20 protein-coding genes are annotated in these 20827 nt (G+C 70.7%); 13 read left to right on the forward strand and 7 right to left on the reverse strand.

Annotated elements, in window-relative coordinates:
• Nucleotides 1-49: 49 nt before the first annotated feature.
• The 5 genes from REH65_RS28010 to REH65_RS28030 form a co-directional block, all read right to left on the reverse strand.
• Nucleotides 50-889: a sugar phosphate isomerase/epimerase family protein gene (locus REH65_RS28010; protein WP_406693255.1), complete on the reverse strand. Its 840-nt coding sequence runs from the start codon at nucleotides 887-889 to the stop codon at nucleotides 50-52.
• Nucleotides 890-894: 5 nt separating this feature from the next.
• Nucleotides 895-2049 carry a dihydrodipicolinate synthase family protein gene (locus tag REH65_RS28015; RefSeq protein WP_406689775.1) on the reverse strand — a complete coding sequence of 385 codons (1155 nt, stop codon included), beginning with the start codon at nucleotides 2047-2049 and terminating at the stop codon, nucleotides 895-897.
• The gene (locus tag REH65_RS28020; RefSeq protein ID WP_406689776.1) at nucleotides 2046-3194 is read right to left on the reverse strand and encodes a Gfo/Idh/MocA family protein; all 1149 of its coding nucleotides are present in this window, start codon (nucleotides 3192-3194) and stop codon (nucleotides 2046-2048) included. Before REH65_RS28020 ends, REH65_RS28015 begins: the two co-directional genes overlap by 4 nt.
• A gap of 71 nt (nucleotides 3195-3265) precedes the next feature.
• Entirely contained in the window at nucleotides 3266-4273 is a 1008-nt protein-coding gene (locus tag REH65_RS28025; protein WP_406689777.1) for a LacI family DNA-binding transcriptional regulator, read from the reverse strand.
• A 53-nt stretch (nucleotides 4274-4326) separates the two neighbouring features.
• The gene (locus REH65_RS28030; protein ID WP_406689778.1) at nucleotides 4327-5703 is read right to left on the reverse strand and encodes an MFS transporter; all 1377 of its coding nucleotides are present in this window, start codon (nucleotides 5701-5703) and stop codon (nucleotides 4327-4329) included.
• A 163-nt stretch (nucleotides 5704-5866) separates the two neighbouring features.
• Between REH65_RS28030 and REH65_RS28035 the strand changes: the two genes are divergently transcribed.
• Nucleotides 5867-6952, forward strand: coding sequence for a Gfo/Idh/MocA family protein (locus tag REH65_RS28035; RefSeq protein WP_406689779.1), 1086 nt, complete (start codon nucleotides 5867-5869; stop codon nucleotides 6950-6952).
• A complete protein-coding gene (locus REH65_RS28040; RefSeq protein WP_406689780.1) occupies nucleotides 6940-7737 on the forward strand; it encodes a PmoA family protein in 798 nt (265 codons plus the stop codon). The genes REH65_RS28035 and REH65_RS28040 overlap by 13 nt, the downstream gene beginning before the upstream one ends.
• A gap of 401 nt (nucleotides 7738-8138) precedes the next feature.
• Here the strand turns inward: REH65_RS28040 and REH65_RS28045 are convergent, their stop codons facing one another.
• On the reverse strand, nucleotides 8139-9050 hold the full coding sequence (locus REH65_RS28045; RefSeq protein WP_406689781.1) for a LysR family transcriptional regulator: 912 nt from the start codon (nucleotides 9048-9050) through the stop codon (nucleotides 8139-8141).
• Between the two features lie 289 nt (nucleotides 9051-9339).
• Here REH65_RS28045 and REH65_RS28050 point away from each other — a divergent pair, with 289 nt between their 5' ends.
• From REH65_RS28050 to pqqE, 6 genes are all read left to right on the forward strand, one after another.
• The gene (locus REH65_RS28050; protein ID WP_406689782.1) at nucleotides 9340-10761 is read left to right on the forward strand and encodes a LytTR family transcriptional regulator DNA-binding domain-containing protein; all 1422 of its coding nucleotides are present in this window, start codon (nucleotides 9340-9342) and stop codon (nucleotides 10759-10761) included.
• 178 nt (nucleotides 10762-10939) lie between these two features.
• Nucleotides 10940-11014 (forward strand): pyrroloquinoline quinone precursor peptide PqqA, encoded by a 75-nt coding sequence (gene pqqA / locus REH65_RS28055; protein WP_406693256.1) that lies wholly within the window; start codon nucleotides 10940-10942, stop codon nucleotides 11012-11014.
• A gap of 9 nt (nucleotides 11015-11023) precedes the next feature.
• Nucleotides 11024-11917 (forward strand): pyrroloquinoline quinone biosynthesis protein PqqB, encoded by an 894-nt coding sequence (gene pqqB, locus REH65_RS28060; protein WP_406689783.1) that lies wholly within the window; start codon nucleotides 11024-11026, stop codon nucleotides 11915-11917.
• Complete coding sequence (gene pqqC, locus REH65_RS28065; RefSeq protein ID WP_281453547.1) at nucleotides 11914-12609, forward strand: pyrroloquinoline-quinone synthase PqqC; 696 nt, start codon at nucleotides 11914-11916, stop codon at nucleotides 12607-12609. Before pqqB ends, pqqC begins: the two co-directional genes overlap by 4 nt.
• Nucleotides 12609-12875 (forward strand): pyrroloquinoline quinone biosynthesis peptide chaperone PqqD, encoded by a 267-nt coding sequence (gene pqqD / locus REH65_RS28070; RefSeq protein WP_281453546.1) that lies wholly within the window; start codon nucleotides 12609-12611, stop codon nucleotides 12873-12875. The genes pqqC and pqqD overlap by 1 nt, the downstream gene beginning before the upstream one ends.
• On the forward strand, nucleotides 12872-13966 hold the full coding sequence (gene pqqE, locus REH65_RS28075) for a pyrroloquinoline quinone biosynthesis protein PqqE (RefSeq protein WP_406689784.1): 1095 nt from the start codon (nucleotides 12872-12874) through the stop codon (nucleotides 13964-13966). Before pqqD ends, pqqE begins: the two co-directional genes overlap by 4 nt.
• A gap of 152 nt (nucleotides 13967-14118) precedes the next feature.
• Here pqqE and REH65_RS28080 read toward each other — a convergent pair whose 3' ends face one another.
• Nucleotides 14119-14448 (reverse strand): bifunctional 3-phenylpropionate/cinnamic acid dioxygenase ferredoxin subunit, encoded by a 330-nt coding sequence (locus tag REH65_RS28080; RefSeq protein ID WP_406689785.1) that lies wholly within the window; start codon nucleotides 14446-14448, stop codon nucleotides 14119-14121.
• 690 nt (nucleotides 14449-15138) lie between these two features.
• Here REH65_RS28080 and REH65_RS28085 point away from each other — a divergent pair.
• The 5 genes from REH65_RS28085 (at nucleotide 15139) to REH65_RS28105 (ending at nucleotide 20677) form a co-directional block, all read left to right on the forward strand.
• The gene (locus REH65_RS28085; RefSeq protein WP_406689786.1) at nucleotides 15139-15597 is read left to right on the forward strand and encodes an NAD(P)H-dependent oxidoreductase subunit E; all 459 of its coding nucleotides are present in this window, start codon (nucleotides 15139-15141) and stop codon (nucleotides 15595-15597) included.
• Nucleotides 15594-17123 carry a formate dehydrogenase beta subunit gene (locus REH65_RS28090; protein ID WP_406689787.1) on the forward strand — a complete coding sequence of 510 codons (1530 nt, stop codon included), beginning with the start codon at nucleotides 15594-15596 and terminating at the stop codon, nucleotides 17121-17123. Before REH65_RS28085 ends, REH65_RS28090 begins: the two co-directional genes overlap by 4 nt.
• A gap of 2 nt (nucleotides 17124-17125) precedes the next feature.
• Nucleotides 17126-19933 carry a formate dehydrogenase subunit alpha gene (fdhF, locus tag REH65_RS28095; RefSeq protein ID WP_406689788.1) on the forward strand — a complete coding sequence of 936 codons (2808 nt, stop codon included), beginning with the start codon at nucleotides 17126-17128 and terminating at the stop codon, nucleotides 19931-19933.
• A complete protein-coding gene (locus tag REH65_RS28100; RefSeq protein ID WP_406689789.1) occupies nucleotides 19930-20160 on the forward strand; it encodes a formate dehydrogenase subunit delta in 231 nt (76 codons plus the stop codon). The genes fdhF and REH65_RS28100 overlap by 4 nt, the downstream gene beginning before the upstream one ends.
• A 181-nt stretch (nucleotides 20161-20341) precedes the next feature.
• Nucleotides 20342-20677 carry a plasmid stabilization protein gene (locus tag REH65_RS28105; protein ID WP_406689790.1) on the forward strand — a complete coding sequence of 112 codons (336 nt, stop codon included), beginning with the start codon at nucleotides 20342-20344 and terminating at the stop codon, nucleotides 20675-20677.
• Nucleotides 20678-20827 lie beyond the last annotated feature (150 nt).

Genomic DNA, 20827 nt, shown 5'->3' on the forward strand with positions numbered 1-20827 from the left:
GCACCCGTCGGCTTTGGGCCAACAGGTGCGAACGTCCGACCGAAGGCGATCAGGCCGAGTGCAGGTGGGGCAGCACCAGTTCCCGGTAGCGGTCGCTCATGGTGGCGACGACCTGGTCGCCGGGGGAGTCCCAGATCTCGGCGTTGAAGATCTCCACCTCGACGTCGCCGGAGTAGCCGGTGGCGGCGACCATGCGCGTGACGGCGGCGAAGTCGACGACGCCGTCGCCCATCATGCCCCGAGACAGCAGCGCGTCCCGGGCGATCGGCAGGTTGAAGTCGCAGACCTGGTACGAGGCGATGCGGTTCTCCCGGCCCGCGCGGGCGATGCCGCCCGCCAGCGCCGGGTCCCAGAAGACGTGGAAGGTGTCGACCACGACCGCCACCTCCTCCGCCGGGTGCGGGGCCGCCAGGTCCAGCGCCTGCTCCAGCGTCGAGACGACCGCGCGGTCCGCGCAGTACATCGGGTGCAGCGGCTCCAGGACGAGCCGGACGCCGTGGTCGCGGGCGAACGGGGCGAGATCGGCGAGCCGATCGGCCACCCGCGCGCGGGCCCCGGCCAGGTCCCGATCGCCCTCGGGAAGCCCGCCGACGACCAGGATCAGCGCCTCCGTGCCCAGCGCCTCCGCCTCGACGATCGCCGCGCGGTTGTCCTCCAGCGCCGCGCGCACCCCCGCCTCGTCCGATGCGGTGAGGAAACCGCCCCGGCACAGGCTCGACACCCGCAGGCCCGCGTCGCGGACCAGCTTCGCCGACGAGGCCAGCCCCTCCTCGGCGACCCGGTCCCGCCACAGGCCCACCGCCGGGAGCCCGGCGCGCGCCGCGCCCTCCACGGCCTGGCGCAGCGTCCACTTCTTCGTCGTCGCGATGTTCAGCGACAACCGGTCCAGATCGGTCACCGTCCCACCCCGTTCACCGCCAGGAACCCCCGCATCCGCTCTTCGGCCGCGGTCGGGTCGACCAGCAGGCCCGCCTCGTCGGCCAGCCGGAACACCTCCGCGAGGTGCGGCACCGACCGGCCCGCGTGCAGCCCGCCCGCCATCGAGAACCCCGGCTGGTGCCCGTTGAGCCAGGACAGGAACGCGATCCCCGTCTTGTAGTGGAACGTCGGTTGCTCGAAGATGTGACGCCCCAACGGCTTCGTGCTGTCCAGGATGGACCGAGCCGTCGCCGGGTCGTCGGCGTCCAGTGCCTGGATCGCCGCCGATGCCGCGGGGTAGATCGCGGCGAAGATCCCCAGCAGCGCGTCCGAGTGCTCCCCGCCCTCGCCGACGATGAGATCCGGGTAGTTGAAGTCGTCGCCGGTGTAGAGCCGCACGCCTTCGGGGAGCTCGCGGCGCAGCGCGGTCTCGTGCTCGGCGTCGAGCAACGAGACCTTCACGCCGTCGACCTTCTCCGGGCGGGCGCGGATGATCTCCAGGAACGTCTTCGTCGCCGTCGCGACGTCGTCGTTGCCCCAGTAGCCGCTCAGCGCCGGGTCGAACATCGGGCCCAGCCAGTGCAGGATCACCGGCTCGTCGGCCTCGTCCAGCAGGGCGCCGTAGACGGACGCGTAGTCGTCGGCCGAGCGGGCCACCGCCGCCAGCGCGCGCGAGGCCATCAGGATCACCCGCGCGCCCGCACCGGCCACGACCGCGACCTGCTCCCGGTAGCCGTCGAGGACCTGCGCCAACGACGGCGTCCCGGTGAGGTGGTCGGTGCCCGCGCCGGCCGCGATCGTCCCGCCGACCGAGCGGGCCTCGGCCGCCGAGCGGCGCACCAGCTCGGCGGCCTCCGGCCAGCCCACGCCCATCCCGCGCTGCGCGGTGTCCATCGCCTCGGCGACGCCGAGCCCGTAGGACCAGATCCGGTGCCGGTAGGCCAGCGTCGCGTCCCAGTCGATGTCGGCCGGGGCGCCCGGCACGTTCTCGCCCAGCACGCGCGGAACCACGTGAGCTGCGGCGAACGCGGTACGGGACCGCAGCGGCCCGGCCGGTCGCGGCCACTCGCGCGGCGCGCCGGTGGTGTGGGCGACCACCCGCCCGTCGGCCCGGGGGAGGAGCAGGCTCACGACGTCACCTCGCCCAGCTCGACCCGGCGTCCCTCGCTGGAGGACTCCAGCCCCGCCTCGGCCAGCCGCACGCCGCGCGCGCCCGCGAGGAAGTCGTACGGGTGGTCGCCGTCGTCGCAGAGGTGGCGCAGGAACTGCTCCCACTGCGCCTTGAAACCGTTGTCGAACTCCTGGTTGTCGGGCACCGCCGACCACTGCTGCCGGAACGGCGTGGTCTCCACCAGGTCCGGGTTCCACACCGGCTTGGGCGTGTGCGCCCGGTGCTGCGCGACGCAGCGGTGCAGCCCGGCCACCGCGCTGCCGTGCGTGCCGTCGACGTGGAACTCCACCAGCTCGTCGCGGTGCACCCGCGTGGTCCACGACGAGTTGATCTGCGCGATCACGCCGCCGGAGAGCTCGAAGATGCCGTACGCCGCGTCGTCGGCGGTGGCCGCGTAGGAGCGACCGCGCTCGTCCCAGCGCTCCGGGACGTGCGTGACGACCTTGGCCGTCACCGCCTCGACCCGGCCGAAGAGGTTCTCCAGCACGTAGTTCCAGTGCGGGAACATGTCCGAGACGATGCCGCCGCCGTCCTCGGCGCGGTAGTTCCAGCTCGGTCGCTGCGCGGGCTGGTCGTCGCCCTCGAAGACCCAGTAGCCGAACTCGCCGCGCACCGACAGGATCCGCCCGAAGAACCCGGATTCCACCAGCCTGCGCAGCTTGAGCAGGCCCGGGAGGTACAGCTTGTCGTGCACCACACCGGTTTTCACGCCCGCCTCGCGCGCCAGCCGGGCCAGCCGCAGGGCGCCCTCGACGTCGTCGGCCACCGGCTTCTCGGTGTAGACGTGCTTGCCCGCGGCCAGCGCGCGGGTGATGGCGGGTTCGCGCACCGAGGTCAGCTGCGAGTCGAAGTACAGCTCGTCCGGCCCGCCCAGCACCTCGTCGAGATCGGTGCTCCAGCGGTCGATCCCGTGGTTCTTGGCGATCTCGCGGAGCTTCTCCTCGTTCCGCCCCACCAGGACCGGGTCCGGCACCACCTTCGTGCCGTCGGAGAGCTCGACACCACCCTGCTCCCGGATGGCCAGAACCGACCGGACCAGGTGCTGCCGGTATCCCATGCGTCCGGTGACGCCGTTCATGATGACGCCCAGGCGTCGCTCGGCCATGCCGAACCTCCTCGTTTGGAAAGCGCTTACCAAGACGGTAGGCCGAACCCCACGCCCGATGCAAGGGGAGTTCAGCGAGCCGGAGTGCTCTCGCGCAGGACGACCTCGCCCTGGACCTTGCGGCGACGCGGCTTCACCGTCCGGTCGCCCAGCACCAGGTCCAGCGCCATGTGGCCCATCTCGGTCAGCGGCAACCGGACCGTGGTCAGCTCCGGGGTGACGTCGCGGAGCGTGGAGATGTCGTCGAACCCGGACACCGCCAGGTCTCCAGGCACGTCGACGCCGCGCTCGCGGCAGGCCGCCATCGCGCCCAGCGCCATCAGATCGTTGATCGCGAACACGCAGTCCACCTCGGCGCCGGAGTCCAGCAGCCGGTGCATCGCGCGGAAACCGCCGTCGCGGCTGAACTCGTCGGCCACCACGACCGGCTCGGCCGACGGCCAGCCCTCGGCGAACCCGGCCTTGCGGTCCTGCGAGACCAGCAGCTGCTCCGGACCGGCCAGGATCGCCGGTTTCCGGTAGCCGAGGGCCGCGATCTCGGCGGCCAGCTCCCGCGCGCCCCCGCGGTTGTCCACCACCAGCGTGTCGACCTGCAGCTTCGGCTCGCTGATGGCCACCACGCGGCCGCCGGAGGAGACGAACGGATCGATCTGCGCGGACAGCTCGCGCAGGTGGGAGCGGTCGGAGGTGCGGCTTCCGGCGATGACGATCGCGCGCCCGCGCTGCCGCCGCAGCGCCCCCAGCAGCTCCAGCTCGCGCTCCGGGCGCCCGGCGGTGCTGCACAGCATCACCAGCAGCCCCTGCTCCTCGGCCGCGTTGGCCAGGCCGGCGGCGATGGTCGAGAAGTAGGGGTCGGCGATGTCGTTGACCAGCAGCCCCACCAGGTCGGTGGAGCCGCGGGCCATCGACTGCGCCTGAGCGTTGGGGGAGTAGCCGAGCCGGGTGGCCGCCGCCAGCACGCGGTCGTGCAGTTCGGCGCGGACCACCCGGTCGCTGCCGTTGAGGGCCCGCGACGCCGTGGCGAGCGAGACGCCCGCCTCCTTGGCGACGTCGGTGAGGGTCGCTGCTCGTGCCGCCACGACGCTCCTTGCCTGGTGGGGAATGCGTATTCCCCCAGGATAGCGCTCGGAGATCAGCGCACGGCGGAGCGCAGCCGGTCGAACTCCTCGCGCGGCATCGGCACCGCGTGCTTCTCGCCGAGCTGCTCCAGCGGCACCCGGTGCGTCTCCCGGGCGGTGAAGGCCGCGATCGCCGCGATCACGTTGATGCCCAGGCACAGCCCGCCGACGACCAGCGGGACGTTCGCCGAACCCGGGGGAGCGGCGAGGGTGAACAGGCTCGGCAGGAACGCGACGATCGTCAGACCGACGTTCTGCGCGATGGCGAAGCCGGTCACGCGGGTGCGGGCCGGGAACAGCTCCTGGTAGTAGGCGGCGAAGGTGGCGTTGCAGATCTGGTAGAAGATCCCCCACGTCAGGATCGCCAGCACGATCGTGAGCACGACGTCGCCCCGGCTCACCGACCACAGGTAGGCGAAGGACAGCAGGCCCGAGCCCAGCGCGCCGACGATCATCAGCGGTCGGCGGCCGAAGCGGTCCGACAGGCTCGCGAACCACGGGATGAACGGCAGCGCGACCAGGTTGGCCACCACCGGGATCCAGAGGTAGACCGACTTGCTCATCTCGATGCCGTAGCCGGACTGCGTCGCGTAGGCCGCGCCGAACACCGACACCACCACGCCGATCACGTTGACCAGGGTCATGCAGATCGCCCGCAGCACGTCGGTGCCGCTCTCCCGGATGACCTGCAGGAACGGAGCCTGCTGCGGCTTGCCCTCGCCCCGGGTGAAGACCTCGGGCTCCTCGACCCGGCGGCGGATCACGTAGCCGGCGAAGACCACCACGGCGCTGAGCAGGAACGGGACCCGCCAGCCCCAGGAGTCGAACGCCTGCTCCGACAGGATCGCCGACAGCGGCAGGAACACGGCCGCGGCGATGATCTGCCCGGCCTGCGTGCCGTGCAGGCTGAAGCTGGTGTAGTAGCCGCGCCTGCCGAACGGCGCGTGCTCGGTGATCATCGCGCTGGCGCCGCTGAGCTCCCCGGCTACGGCGAAGCCCTGCACGAACCGCAGCAGCACCAGCAGGACCGGGGCCAGCAGCCCGGCCTGGTGGTAGGTGGGCAGCAGTGCGACGGCGAAGGTCGAGAAGCCCATCAGCAGCATCGCCAGCACGAGCACCTTCTTGCGGCCGTGCCGGTCGCCGTAGTGCCCGAACAGGATCGCGCCGATGGGGCGCGCGACGTAGCCGACGGCGTAGGTCCCCAGCGAGGAGACCAGCGCGACCGTGGGGTTGCCTCCCGGGAAGAAGATGCTCGGGAAGACCAGCGCTGCGGCCTGGGCGTAGACGAACCAGTCGTAGTACTCCAGCGCGCTTCCGATCCAGCCGCTGGCGGCCGCTTTGCGCGACTTGCTCTTGGAGTCGCTCGTGCTCTCGGTCGTGGGTGTGGTCACTAGTGTCTCCCTCGGCACTTCGTTGTCCCGATCGACCCGCCGGGCGGGTAAGCGCTTTCCATCGAACAGCGTCCCGGCGCCGCGTGTCAACCTCTCCGCGACAGGTTGGAATGCGCTTTCCGGATGGTTACGATGCGGTGCAGCCGAGGAGTTGCGAGGGGCGATGAGCGATCCGACCACCGTCGTGCTGGTGGGCGTGCACGGGCACGGCCGCTGGCACCTGCGGAACGTCGAGCGGATGCCGGACGTGCGGCTGGTCGGGATCTGCGATCCTCGGCCGCCGGAGGTCGACCCGGGCGTGCCGGTGGAGCCGGATCTGGCCGTGCTGCTGGAGAAGACGCGCCCGGACGTGACGATCGTGTGCACGCCGATCCACACCCACTCCGAGCTGGCGCTGCTGGCCGCGCGCGCCGGCTCGCACGTGCTGCTGGAGAAGCCGCCGACGCCCACGCTGGCGGAGTTCGACGAGCTGGCGGCGTCGCTGGCGAGCACCGGACGGGCGTGCCAGATCGGGTTCCAGAGCCTGGGTTCGCACGCGCTGCGGCACGCGCGGGCGCTGCTGGAGCGGGGTGCGATCGGGGAGTTGCGGGGGATCGGTGCGGCGGGCGCGTGGCGGCGCGGCGCCGACTACTACGCCCGCGCTCGCTGGGCGGGTCGCCGCTCGCTCGACGGTGTCCCGGTGGTCGACGGTGCCCTGACCAACCCGTTCGCGCACGCCATCGCGAACGCTCTTGCGCTGGAAGGCGTTTCGGACGACGAGGAGCTGCGCGAGCTGTCCGTGGAGCTGTACCGGGCGAACCCGATCGAGGCCGACGACACCTCGTGCCTGCGGCTGGTGACGGCCCGGGGCGTGCCGATCGTGGTGGCGGTGACGTTGTGCGCGGACCGCGAGGTGGACCCGTACGTGGTGCTGCGCGGTTCGCGGGGCCGGATGTTGTTGGACTACCGCTCCGACCGGGTCCGGGTGGAGACGCCGGAGCGGGTGGAGACGACCGAGCACGGCGCCACCGATCTGCTGGAGAACCTCATCGCGCACACCCGCTCGGGGACGCCGCTGCTGGTCCCGCCCGCGGCGACGCGCCCGTTCATGCGGGTGCTGGAGGCGGTTCGGCTTGCTCCCGACCCGGTGGAGATCCCGTCGGAGCGCGACGGCGACCGCCACGTCGTTCCGGGTGTGTCGGAAGACGTTGTCCGCGCTGCTGATTCGTTGCAGTTGTTGTCCGAAATGGATGTCCCGTGGTTGAAGTGATCCGCGTCGGCGGGGTTTCGGTCGCCGAGCGCCGCTCCGGCGCCGAGCTGCCCGCGCACCTGTCCCCGCGCCCGCACCTGCACCCGATCCGCACCCTCGGCGGCCGCGTGGTCACCGACACCTGCCCGGACGACCACCCGTGGCACCTCGGGTTCTCGTTCGCCCTGCAGGACGTCGACGGCTGGAACTTCTGGGGCGGCAACACCTACGTCCGGGACCAGGGCTACGTCGCCCGGGAGGACCACGGCCGCATCGAAACCGGCTCCCTGACCTGCGCGAACGAGGGCTTCGACGAGTCCCTCACCTGGTGGACCCCGCACGAACCGCTCCTGCGCGAAACCCGCAATACTCGGGCGAGTCGGACGGGCCCGGGCTGGCAGCTGCACGTCACGACCACCCTCACCAACGCCACCGCGCGAACCTTGTCCCTGGGCAGCCCGGCCACCAACGGCCGCGCAGGCGCCGGCTACGGAGGCTTCTTCTGGAGGCTCCCGCCGGCAGTGGAACCTGAGGTGTTCACCGAGACGGCTGCGGGCGAGGAAGCGGTCCACGGCTCCTCGGCACCGTGGCTGGCCTGGACCGATCGCGGTTTCACGCTCGTGTTCGCCAACGCAGCGGACCCGTGGTTCGCGCGGGTCGACGACTACCCCGGCATCGGCCTGCAGCTCGCAGCGACCGACCCGATCCTGCTCGATCCCGGTGTCTCGCTGACCCGCGACCTGCACGTCCTCATCGCCGACGGCACGCTCAACCAGTCGCAGATCAACGCCTGGAAGAACTCCTGACCGGCGAGGACGACCTCGATCTGTTGCCAGGCTCCACGAGCCGCGCAGGTCGGATGAGCAGGACCTGCCCTGGAGCGAGACCCTCGACGCGATCGATCCCGCCGCGAAACCCGAAAAGGGATCAGATCCTGTCCCCTGACCCGGATCACGGCCGCGTTCAGGTGCCGGATTACGGCCGTAATCCGACGTTCGTCCTGGGTTCGGGCCCCCGGGGAGCAGCAGTCGTGCGTCGTGCTGGGCACGGCGATCCAGCCGAGCAGCGGTGGTCGTGGCATTGCCGTCTCCCGAACGACTCTCGCGTTCGAGATCGTCGGTCCCTGACCCGATGTCGAAAACCGCAGCATTCGCGTGTCGAAAACCCCGGTTTTCGTCGCGTGAAAACCGGGGTTTTTGACACCGGGTCAGGCCGGGGTGGTGGCTTCGAGGAGTTCGTCGAGGTTGACTGTGCGGGCTGTGTCGACGAAGGCCTTGGCGAGGATGGGTTCCGGGTCCCTGTCGTGGAGGACGAGGCCGATGGTTTTGGTGATCTCGGGGTCCTTCAGGGGGACTGCTCGCATGCCTTCGGGGACGCCGAAGCGGAGCAGCCAGGAGTGGGGGAGGACCGTGGCCCACGGGCCCTCGCGGACGTGGGCGTAGAGGGCGCTGATCGAGTTGGTCTCGACCGCGGGTTGCGGGCGGGCCTGGGCCTGCTCGAAGACCGAGTTGAGGATGCGGCGGTTCTGCATGTCCTCCGAGAGCAGGCACAGCGGGAGCTCGGCGGCCTCCGCCCAGGTCGCGCTCTCGCGGTCGTCGAGCTCGTCCTCGGAAGCCAGCAGCAGGTAGCGCTCGTGGTAGAGCGGGACCGTGCGGACCCCGGTCAGCGGCTCGTTGTCGATGTAGGTGACGCCGACGTCGAGCCCGTACTGCGACAGCCCCCGCTGGATCTCGATGGAGGTCATCGAGCTCACCTGCACCCGCACCCGCGGCTGGTCCTGGCACAGCAGCGAGGTCAGGATCGGCACCACGCACAGCGCCGTGGGGATGCAGCCCACCCGCAACCGGCCGCTGAGCCCCTCCCGCATCGCCCCGACGTCCTCGATCAGCGCGTCGCGCTCGGCCAGGATGCGGTAGGCCCACTTCAGGATCCGCTCGCCTTCGGGGGTGAACCCGATGAAGCGGTTGCCGCGCTGGATGATCTGGACGTGCAGCTCGGCCTCCAGCTTGCGGATGGCCGCCGACATCGCGGGCTGCGAGATGAAGCAGGCCTCCGCGGCGCGGGCGAAGTGCTTCTCGCGCGCGAGGGTGGTCAGGTATTCCAGTTGCCGCAGCAGCATGCGGGCATGCTAGTCCCGCGCACGAACGCGGTTGGCGCCCGCTGGTGAGCGCGGTCGGCGAAGTCGCGCGGCGTGGTCGGCCGAAGCGGATGCCGGATCCCTCGATTCGTCTTCCGCAACTACCCGAACGGACGGTTTTCCCTGGGGAGCAACGAGATCAATTGCACGTGCGGTCACTGCCCCAAGTGGATGGCCGTTGTTGCTTCCACACATGACAACCCCTTAGCGTGATTGGGGTCACGCCCAGTGGGGCGATGGCGCATGTCCGAATGACGACGAGGAGGTCGTGATGGCCGGCTTGGTCACGCCGTTGGAAATCGCATCGAGCACCCGTGGCGGAGATGCGCTGACCTCCACCTCCGCCGTCGCCAAGGCCTGGGAGGCCTTCGCCACCGGAGACGACGTCACCGCGTCGGTGCGTCCCGAGATCCTCGCGTCCTGGTACCGGTGCCGAGATCAGTACGAAGTGGATCCGAGCCTGGACGCGGCGCCACCCGCACCCGGGCATCACGACCACGGACCGGACAACGACGTCATCTTCACCCAGCTCGGCGGGCTGGGTGCGCTGGCGGGCCGCGACGTCGAGCTCGACGGCGGCGTCGTGGCCGTCACCGACGGGACCGGGCGCATCCTGGGCACCTGGGGCGACCCGTCGGCCCGGCGACGAGCCGAGGTGTCGAACATGGCGCCCTGGTCGTCGTGGTCGGAGAAGGCCACCGGCACCAACGGGATGGGCACGTCCTTCGAGGTCCCGGGCCCGGTCACGGTCACCGGCGCCGAGCACTGGTGCGAAGGGCTGCACCAGTGGGACTGCGCGGGCATCGCCATCCGCGACGTGGTGACCGGGACGGCCATCGCCTCGATCAACATCTCGCGCTGGGACGCGACGCTCTCCGGGCAGGTCCCGACCTGGCTGCAGAACGCCGCGGCCGGGATCGAGCAGGAGATCCACCGCAGGGCCGTCGGCGAGGCCAAGCGCGCCGTCGCCGCCTTCAAGCAGGAGCGCACCGATTCGAGCGGCCCGCTGGTCGCCCTCGACCGGGGCGGCAAGATCATCGCCGCCAACGCCGCCGCCCTGGCCATGCTGCGCCTGCCGGGCGACGCCCCGGCCTCGCGCGGGGCGCTGGAGCCCGGCGAGCGCTCCCGCCCGGACATCCCCGAGCTCGACGACGTGGTCCGCTGGGCCGCCGGCCGCGCCGCGCAGAATCCACAGTGGAGCGGGTACGCCCAGCTGGGGGTGGCCTCCGAGGGCACCATGCCCGCCACGATGCGGCCCATCACCGAGGCCAACCGCGTCGTCGGGATGCTCTGCGCGTTCGGGTTGCAGGAGGGCGAACCGTACGGTCGCGCCGGTGAGGGCGCCGCCGTGCCCATGCCGCCCCGGGTCATCGGGATACGCAACGACCGCCTCGTGCTGCTGGCCCCGTCGGAGATCCGCTACGCCGAGGCCGACCGCAACACCGTGTGGCTCAGCACCGACCGCGGCCGGATACTGGCCGCCACCCGGGGGCTGGACCACGTCGACCAGGCGCTGACCCGCCACGGGTTCCGCCGGGTCCACCGCCGCTTCCTGGTCAACCTCCGCCGGGTCGCCGAGGTCGAGCGCGGCACCAAGGGCGAGCTGTTCCTCGTCACCGACCCGCGGGTGCCGGAAACCGTGCCCGTCTCCCGGCGTCACGCGCCGGAAATCCGTCGCCTCTTGGGTGTTTGACGAGCCGCACGCGCTGCCGGAGCGGGCGATCACGCGCACGCTCGAACCGCACCGCTCGTAGTCCCGGCGGTGCCGCTCGTTGGCAGTTCCACGCCGCCGGTCGGCGATCGGTTGTCACCGCGATGACCGATCACTGAGGCTGTGAACTGCCTGAACACCGAACCGCGAGGAGGCATTCATGACCTGGGAGACCCCTACCTACACCGTGATCGACGTCTGCGCCGAAGTCACCGGCTACTACCACCAGGGCTGACGGTCGATCGTGCTCATCCACTGCCTGGGAGTCGCGGCAGGTGGCGGGTACCCGCAGTGGAACTGCGCCTGCGCCGGATGCCGCAAGGCCCGCACAACACCGGAGCGCGCTTCGGCGCACGCGGGTCTGGCGGTGTCCGGCACGGGTGACCGCTGGTACCTGCTCAACGCCACTCCCGACGTGCACCACCAGATCGCCGCCGATCCGCGCCTGCACCCCGGACCCGGGGCGCGGGACACACCGGTGGCCGGGGTGCTGCTCACCGACGCCGAGTTCGACCACACGATCGGACTGCTGGTGCTCCGCGAGGGCTCGGCCCTCGAAGTGCACGGCACGGCGCCCGTGCTGGCGGCGCTCACCGACCACTTCCCGGTGCGCGACCTGGTCGCCGACTACGCCGACTTCCGGTGGCGGACGGTGCACGTCGGCAAGCCCGTGGACCTGGACGAACGCCTCCAGGTGACGGCGTTCGCGACCGGGAGCAAACCGCCGCGCTACGTCGGGCACCACGCCGGGCCCGGCGAGTGGGAGACCGGGTACGTGCTGCACGACCCGGTCAGCGGCGGCACCGCCGTGTACGCGCCGGGCGTGCCGCGGTGGGACGAGCACTTCGCCGAGCAGGTCGCCGACGCCGATTGCGTGTTCGTCGACGGGACGTTCTGGACCGACGACGAGATGGCCCGGCAGGGCACCGGGGACCGCCCCGGGAGGTCCATGGGCCACATGCCCATCAGCGGTCCGGACGGATCGGCGCGGCAGCTGGCCGCGCTGCCCGCCCGCCGCAAGATCTACGTCCACGTCAACAACACCAACCCCATCCTCGACGAGAGCTCCGCCGAACGAGCCGAACTCGCGGCGCAGGGCATCGAGGTGGGACGTGCGGGTCTGGAGGTCGAGCTATGAGGCCCTGGTCGTCGGAGGAGTTCGAGGCCGAGCTGCGGGCGGTGGGCGAGGCGCGCTACCACCACCTGCACCCGTTCAACCAGCGGATGCACGCCGGTGACCTCACCGAGGAGGAGTTCCGCGGCTGGGTGCGCAACCGGTTCTACTACCAGATCAACCTGCCGATCAAGGACGCGTTCATCCTCACCAAGCTCCCGAACGGGGCCGAGCGGCGGCGGTGGATCAAGCGCATCACCGACCACGACGGCACCGCCGACACCGAGGGCGGCATCGAGCGCTGGGTGCGGCTCGGCGCCGCGGTCGGGCTGTCCCGCGAGGAGCTGCACGACGTCCGCACCGTGCTGCCCGGGGTGCGCTTCGCCGTCGACGCCTACGTCGACTTCTGCAGGCACAAGCCGTGGCTGGAGGCCGTGGCCTCGGCGATGACGGAGCTCTTCGCGCCGGACCTGCTCAGCCGCCGCATCGTCGACGTGGAGAAGCACTACCCGTGGCTGGACTCGCGCGGGCTGGAGTACTTCCGGACCCGGCTGACGCAGCAGCCCGCCGACATCGAGCACCTGCTCGGCCTGGTGCTCACCCACGCCGACACCCGCGAGAAGCAGGAGGCGTGCCTGCGCTCGCTGGAGTTCAAGTGCGACGTGCTGTGGACCCTTCTCGACTCGGTGCAGCTCGCCTACGGCAAGGACCAGTGATGGAACCCGAGAGCAGACCTCGCCTGGTGACCAAGGCGATGCTCAAGCACGACAAGGTCCGCGACGCCGACCTGCTGCTGCTCCCGGAACGGGTCGTCGAGCTCAACGCGTCGGGTTCGGCGATCCTGCGGCTCTGCGACGGCGACCGGACGGTGCGCGAGATCGTCGAGGTGCTGGAGGAGCAGTTCGGCGCCACCGGGCTCACCGACGACGTGCTGGCGTTCCTGCGCGACGCCCGCGACCAGGGATGGGTGGTGGTCGCATGACCTCCGCGCCCTACGGGCTCCTCGCCGAGCTCACCCACCGGTGCCCGCTGCACTGCCTGTACTGCTCCAACCCGCTGGAGCTGCAGGCGCGCGAGAGGGAGATGGGCACCGAGGACTGGCTGCGGGTGATCCGCGAAGCCGCGGACCTCGGCGTCGTGCAGGTGCACTTCTCCGGCGGCGAGCCGCTGCTGCGCCCCGACCTCGCCGAGCTCATCACCGAGGCGCGCGGCTGCGAGCTCTACACGAACCTGATCACCAGCGGCCTCGGTTTCACCGAGCAGCGGGCGAAGTCGCTCGTAGAGGCCGGGCTCAACAGCGTGCAGCTCAGCGTCCAGGGTGAGAACGCCGAGGCCAGCGAGCTGGTGGCGGCCACCAAGCGGTTCGACAAGAAGCAGGAGGCGGCGCGGATCATCGCCGACGCCGGGCTGCCGCTGAACATGAACGTCGTGCTGCACCGGCTCAACCTCGACCGGCTGGACTCGATCATCGACGTCTGCCGCGAGTGGGGCGCCGAGCGGCTGGAGCTGGCCAACACCCAGTACTACGGCTGGGGCCTGCTCAACCGGGACGTGCTGCTGCCGAGCCGCGAGCAGCTGGCCGCGGCCGAGCAGGTCTACCGGCGTCGCAAGGCCGAGCTGGCCGGGACGATGGAACTGCTGTGGATCCTGCCGGACTACTACGAGCCGTTCCCGAAGCCCTGCATGGGCGGGTGGGCCGCCACGGCGCTCACCGTCGCGCCCGACGGCGGGGTGTACCCGTGCCCGGTGGCCGCGGACATCGACACGCTGGAGTTCCCGTCGGCGATGGAGCACCCGCTGGACTGGATCTGGGCGAAGTCCCCGGCGTTCGAGGCGTTCCGGGGCACCGACTGGATGCCGGACCCGTGCCGGTCGTGCTCCCGCAAGGAGATCGACTTCGGCGGCTGCCGCTGCCAGGCGTTCGCGCTGACCGGCGACGCCTCCCGGACGGACCCGGTCTGCACCTACTCGTCGGACCACCACCTCATCCAGGACGCGGTGGACAAGGCCAACGCACCCCGACCCACGACGCCGGAGCCGGTCTACCGCAGGGTCACGACCTCGACGCGCTGAGCCCCGCACGACAACACCCCGGCGCCCTCCGCGGCGTCCGGGGTGTCGAGGTCGTTGGTGCTGCGGGCGGTGCGCGGCATGGGACGGTTCCAGCCGGAATCGCCCGGGATTCAGGGGTGCGAATCCCGGGCGATTCCGGCTGGAACCGTCCCTCAGGCGTTGCTGATGTCGACGTGGACGACGATCTCGTTGCCGGTGACCTCCACCTGGTGGGTGCGCAGGGGCTCGGTCGCCGGCGGGCAGAGCGGTTCGCCGTTGCGGACGTCGAAGCGGGACATGTGCATCGGGCATTCCAGCGACGTGCCGTCGAAGTGGCCTTCGCTGAGGATCGCGTAGGCGTGCGAGCAGACGTCGTCGATGGCGTAGAGGCGGCCGGCGACGTTGAACACCGCGACCGGGGGCATGGTGCGCAGGCGTCGCACGGTGCCGGGCGGCAGCTCGTGGATCCCGCACACTCGGACTCGATGCGTGGCCCGGGGCATCGACGCTCTCCCTTTCACCGGACTCCGGGGATGACGGTGCCGCAAGGCCCTCCCGAACCGCGCGGGGCGAAAACCCCGGTTTTCGTCGCGCGAAAACCGGGGTTTTCGACCACCGGCAGGTCGGGCCTTGCGGCACCGGATCTAGCCACGTGGTGGGAGAGGTCGATCAGTCCTCGGACCGGTAGAAGTAACCGGTGACCTCAGCGCAGACGTCGACCACGGTGTAGGCGGGGGTTTCCCAGGTCATCGCATCTCCTCGGGTTTCGCGGTCCGCCGGAGTTCGTTTTCCGGCGGCGGGAATCGGGGTTCGACAGCAATTCCCCGATTCGCCGTCGGATTCGAAGTTAGGCGCCCTCGGAAACGCCGGGCAAGGCGAACGGGACGAGTGCGCGGCAACCCCGGACGAACGGCGCGGGAGGACCAACCAGCGGCGCGCCGGAGAAATGATCAAGGATTGACGCAGACGGGTGAAAACGCTGGTCGCGACCGGTCTCGCAGCGTCCGCGGATTTCGCCGGGGCCGACCGGGAAAAGCGCGAGAAATGCCCCTGTCCAGCGAAGATGTCACGAATTCGGTGACGGTCGGTGCACGGCGATACTCCGCGCTTATCGCTGCATAAACGAGCGTGCGTTGAACTCTGCGTCCGGCGGCGCGACGGTGGACCCAATCTACAACGGAGTGGAGACGCAGATGACGAGAGCGGAACGGGTGCGCGGCGTGGTCGAAGCGCACCGGGGCGAACGCGGGGCGCTGCTGCCCATCCTGCACCACCTCCAGGAGGAGTTCGGCTGGATCGATCCGCAGGCGGTTCCGATCCTGGCCGAGGAGCTCAACCTCTCGCGAGCCGATGTCCACGGGGTCATCTCGTTCTACGGCGACTTCCGCTCCGAGCCCGCGGGCACCACCACCGTGAAGATCTGCCGTGCCGAGGCCTGCCAGTCTGTGGGCGCCGAGCAGCTCGTGTCCGACGCCGAGCAGGTCTTCGGCGTCAAGATCGGCCAGACGACCCCGGACCGGTCGGTCACCCTCGACCAGGTGTTCTGCCTGGGCAACTGCGCGCTGGGGCCGTCCGCGCAGGTCAACGGACGATTGCACGGCCGCGTCGACCGCAGCCGCCTGGTGGAGATCCTCGCGGAGGGCAGCGCATGATCACCGTCCACGTCCCCCAGGACTCCGCCGCGGTCTCGGTCGGCGCGAACGAGGTCGCCGCGGCGATCCAGCGCGCGGCCGACGAACCGATCCGGCTGGTGCGCAACGGCTCTCGCGGCATGCTCTGGCTCGAACCGCTGGTCGAGGTCGAGACGAGCCGAGGACGCGTCGGCTACGGCCCGGTCACCCCGGGCCGCGTGGAGGAGCTCATCGCCGCCGGGATGCTGCGCGGCGCCGAGCACGAGCTGCGCCAGGGCGTGGTCGACGAGCTGCCGTGGATGCGCGACCAGCAGCGGCTGTGCTTCGCCCGCGTCGGCATCACCGACCCGCTGTCCACATCGGACTACGAGGCGCACGGCGGGCTGCGCGGGCTCCGCGCGGCGCTCGCCGAGCGACCCGCCCAGGTCGTCGAGGAGGTCACCGCCTCCGGCCTGCGCGGGCGCGGCGGCGCCGGGTTCCCCGCCGGGATCAAGTGGAACACCGTGCTGCAGGCCGAGGGACCCGACAAGTTCATCTGCTGCAACGCCGACGAGGGCGACTCGGGCACCTTCGCCGACCGGATGCTCATGGAGGGCGACCCGTTCTGCCTCATCGAGGGCATGACCATCGCCGCCCACGCCGTCGGCGCCACCGAGGGCTACCTCTACGTCCGCTCCGAGTACCCCGACGCCGTGCGCACCCTGCGCCGCGCCATCGACGCCGCCTACGCCGTCGGCTGGCTCGGCGAGGGGATCCTCGGCTCGGACCTGCGGTTCGACCTGTTCGTGCGGGTCGGCGCGGGTGCCTACATCTGCGGCGAGGAGACCTCCATGCTGGAGAGCCTGGAGGGCAAGCGCGGCATGGTGCGCGCCAAACCGCCGATCCCGGCGATCACCGGTCTGTTCGGCAAACCCACCGTGGTCAACAACGTGCTCACCCTCGCCAGCGTCCCGGCGATCCTCGCCGACGGCGGCGAGGCCTACGCCGAGCTGGGCGTGGAGCGCTCGCGCGGCACCCAGGTCTTCCAGCTGGCGGGCAACGTCAAGCGCGGCGGCGTGTTCGAGTCCGCCTTCGGCATCACGATCGACGAGCTGGTCAACGGCTACGGCGGCGGCACCCGGTCGGGGCGGCCGGTGCGCGCGGTGCAGATCGGCGGACCGCTGGGCTCCTACGTGCCGCCCGAGCGGTTCGGCCTGCCGATGGACTACGAGGCGCTGGGCGAGGCGCAGGCGATGTTGGGCCACGGCGGCATCACGGTCTTCGACGACACCGCGGACATGGCGGCGATGGCGCGCTTCGCGTTCGAGTTCTGCGCCGAGGAGTCCTGCGGCAAGTGCACGCCGTGCCGGGTCGGCGCGGTGCGGGGCGTGGAGACCGTCGACCGGATCGTCGGCGGCCAGGACCGCGACGGCAACCTCGCCGTCCTCAACGACCTCTGCGAGCTGATGACCGACGGATCGCTGTGCGCGATGGGCGGGCTCACCCCGAACCCGGTGCGCAGCGCGCTGGAGCACTTCCCCGAGGACTTCCAGAAGGAGGCGAAGTAGCGATGGGCCTGTTGAAGGAGCCCGACTTCGGCACCCCGGCCCGGACGGGGGAGGCCACCGTCACCGTCGAGATCGACGGCGTGCCGGTCACCGTGCCCGAGGGCACGTCGGTGATGCGCGCCGCCGCCGAGTCCGGCACCGACATCCCCAAGCTGTGCGCCACCGACAGCCTGGAAGCGTTCGGCTCGTGCCGGCTGTGCCTGGTGGAGATCGACGGCCGCAAGGGCACCCCGGCCTCGTGCACCACGCCGGTCACCGAGGGCATGAAGGTCAGCACCCAGACCCCGCGGTTGGAGAAGCTGCGCCAGGGCGTCATGGAGCTCTACATCTCCGATCACCCGCTGGACTGCCTGACCTGCGCGGCCAACGGCGACTGCGAGCTGCAGGACATGTCCGGCGTGGTCGGCCTGCGGCAGGTCCGCTACGGCTACGAGGGCGAGAACCACCTCGACGCGCCCAAGGACACCTCCAACCCCTACTTCGACTTCGACGCCTCCAAGTGCATCGTGTGCTCGCGCTGCGTGCGCGCCTGCGACGAGGTGCAGGGCACGTTCGCGCTGACCATCGAGGGCCGCGGCTTCGACTCCAAGGTCGCGGCCGGCCAGGGCGATCCGTTCCTGGAATCCGACTGCGTGTCCTGCGGCGCCTGCGTGCAGGCCTGCCCGACGGCCACGCTGCAGGAGAAGTCGGTGGTCGACCTCGGCATGCCGACCCGGTCGGTGCTGACGACCTGCGCCTACTGCGGCGTGGGCTGCTCGTTCAAGGCCGAGCTGCGCGGCGACGAGCTGGTGCGGATGGTGCCGTACAAGGACGGCGGAGCCAACGAGGGCCACTCCTGCGTCAAGGGCCGCTTCGCGTTCGGCTACGCCACCCACCCGGACCGGCAGCTCAACCCGATGATCCGGGAGAGCATCACCGACGCGTGGCGCGAAACCGACTGGGACACGGCGATCTCCTACGTCGCTGAGAAGTTCCGCGCCATCCAGGCCCGGCACGGCACCGATGCGATCGGCGGCATCACCTCCTCGCGCTGCACCAACGAGGAGGTCTACGTGGTGCAGAAGATGGTGCGGGCGGCGTTCGGCAACAACAACGTCGACACCTGCGCGCGGGTGTGCCACTCGCCGACCGGCTACGGGCTCAAGCAGACCTTCGGGACCTCCGCCGGGACCCAGGACTTCCGGTCGGTCGCCTCCTCCGACGTGATCGTGGTGATCGGCGCGAACCCGACCGACGGGCACCCGGTGTTCGCCTCGCGGATGAAGCGCCGGTTGCGGGAGGGCGCCAAGCTCGTCGTGATCGACCCGCGGCGCATCGACCTGGTGCGCAGCCCGCACATCGAGGCATCCCACCACCTCCAGCTCTCGCCGGGAACGAACGTGGCGATGGTCAACGCGATGGCGCACGTGGTGGTCACCGAGGGGCTGACCGATTCCTCGTTCGTGGCCTCGCGCTGCGAGGGCTTCGACGAGTGGGCGGAGTTCATCGCGCGGCCGGAGAACAGCCCCGAGTCCGTGGAGTCGATCACCGGCGTGCCGGCCGAGCAGGTCCGCGAGGCCGCAAGGCTCTACGCCACCGGAGGCAACGGCGCGATCTACTACGGCCTGGGCGTCACCGAGCACAGCCAGGGCTCGACGATGGTGATGGGCATGGCCAACCTCGCGATGGTCACCGGCAACATCGGCCGCGACGGCGTGGGCGTGAACCCGTTGCGCGGGCAGAACAACGTGCAGGGCTCGTGCGACATGGGCTCGTTCCCGCACGAGCTCGCCGGTTACCGGCACGTGGCCGACGACGCGGTCCGCGAGGTGTTCGAGAAGCTCTGGGAGCGGCCCATCCTCGCCGAACCGGGGTTGCGGATCCCGAACATGTTCGACGCCGCCGTGGACGGCAGCTTCCACGGGTTGTTCGTGCAGGGCGAGGACATCGCCCAGTCCGACCCCAACACCCAGCACGTGCAGGCGGCGCTGTCGGCGCTGGAGCTGGTGGTCGTGCAGGACCTGTTCCTCAACGAGACCGCCAAGTTCGCGCACGTGTTCCTGCCGGGCACCTCGTTCCTGGAGAAGGACGGCACGTTCACCAACGCCGAGCGGCGGATCAACCGGGTCCGGCCGGTGATGGTGCCGAAGTCCGGCAAGGACGAGTGGCAGGTGGCCTGCGAGATCGCCCAGGCGATGGGCTACCCGATGCACTACGACCACCCGCGCGAGATCATGGACGAGATCGCCGCCGTGACACCGACTTTCGCGGGCGTGTCGTTCGGCAAGCTGGACGAGCTCGGCAGCGTCCAGTGGCCGTGCAACGACAAGGCGCCCGAGGGCACGCCGATCATGCACGCAGACGAGTTCGTGCGCGGCAAGGGGAAGTTCGTGCTCACGCCGTTCGTGGCGACCCGCGAGCGCAGCACCCGCCGCTACCCGCTGGTGCTGACCACGGGCCGGATCCTGTCGCAGTACAACGTCGGCGCGCAGACCCGGCGCACCGCCAACGTGGCCTGGCACCCGGAGGACGTGCTGGAGATCCACCCGCACGACGCCGAGGACCGCGGCATCTCCACGGGCGACGTGGTGAACCTGTCGAGCCGGGTGGGCACGACGTCGCTGCGCGCGAAGGTCTCCGACCGGATGCCGGTGGGCGTGGTGTACACGACCTTCCACCACCCGGTGACCGGCGCGAACGTGGTGACCACGGAGAACTCCGACTGGGCCACCAACTGCCCGGAGTACAAGGTCACCGCGGTCCAGGTCGCCCGCGAGGCGAGCCGGCAGCAGGCGGCGGCCGAGGAGCGCGAGGCGGTGATGAGCGAGTGAGCGACGACGTCTCCCCGCAGGTCCGGATGGCCAACGACATCGCCATCCAGTTCGCCCACCTGCCACCCCGCCAGGCCGCCCGCGAGGTCGCCCACCACATCACGATGTTCTGGGACCCGCGGATGCGGACCGAACTCGACCACCTCGCCGACACGCCTCCCCAGGACCTCGACCCGCTGGCCCTCGAAGCGGCCCGCCTCCTCCGCAACGCCCACGTCAACCCGTAGAACCCCGCTCCCACCACACCCCGAGGGGCCCGCCACCTCCCGGCGGACCCCTCGGGTCGAAAACCGCGGTTTTCGCGCGTCGAAAACTGCGGTTTTCGCGCGACGAATGCCGGGGTTTTCGACGCGGGGTGCGGGGGTAGGCCTCGGGCAGGTGATGACGCGTTCGGAACGGAGGGAACTCATGCCGCAGAGAGCGTGGTCCGCCAAGGAAGAGCGGCAGTACGAGCACGTCAAGCAGGGTGCGAAGGAGCACGGGTCCGGTGAGGGCAGAGCGGAGGAGATCGCCGCGCGGACCGTGAACAAGAACCGGGCGCAGAAGGGGACCGCCCGGCAGCGGAGCAAGGTCTCCACCGAGGACATCCCGCCGCAGCGCCGCGGCGGCAAGCGCTCCGGCAACCGCGAGGGCCCGGGCGGGCGGACCAAGCGGCAGCTCTACGAGGACGCCAAGCGCGAAGGCATCGAAGGCCGCTCGAAGATGAGCAAGGAGGAGCTCGAACGCGCCTTGGCCCGCCGCTGAGGCGTTTCCTTTCGGAAACGGATGGAGGACTTCGCATTCGTCGCGGAACCGCGTCGCGACCGGCCACGTCGGAGCGGTGTGTAAGCGGCGACTCAGCGCATCGGCACCGGTCACGAGCCGAGAACCGTTGCGCGAGCGGAAATGTGGAGT

Origin of the sequence: Saccharopolyspora sp. ID03-671, from assembly GCF_045278815.1 — a bacterium.
GTDB lineage: Bacteria > Actinomycetota > Actinomycetes > Mycobacteriales > Pseudonocardiaceae > Saccharopolyspora > Saccharopolyspora ipomoeae.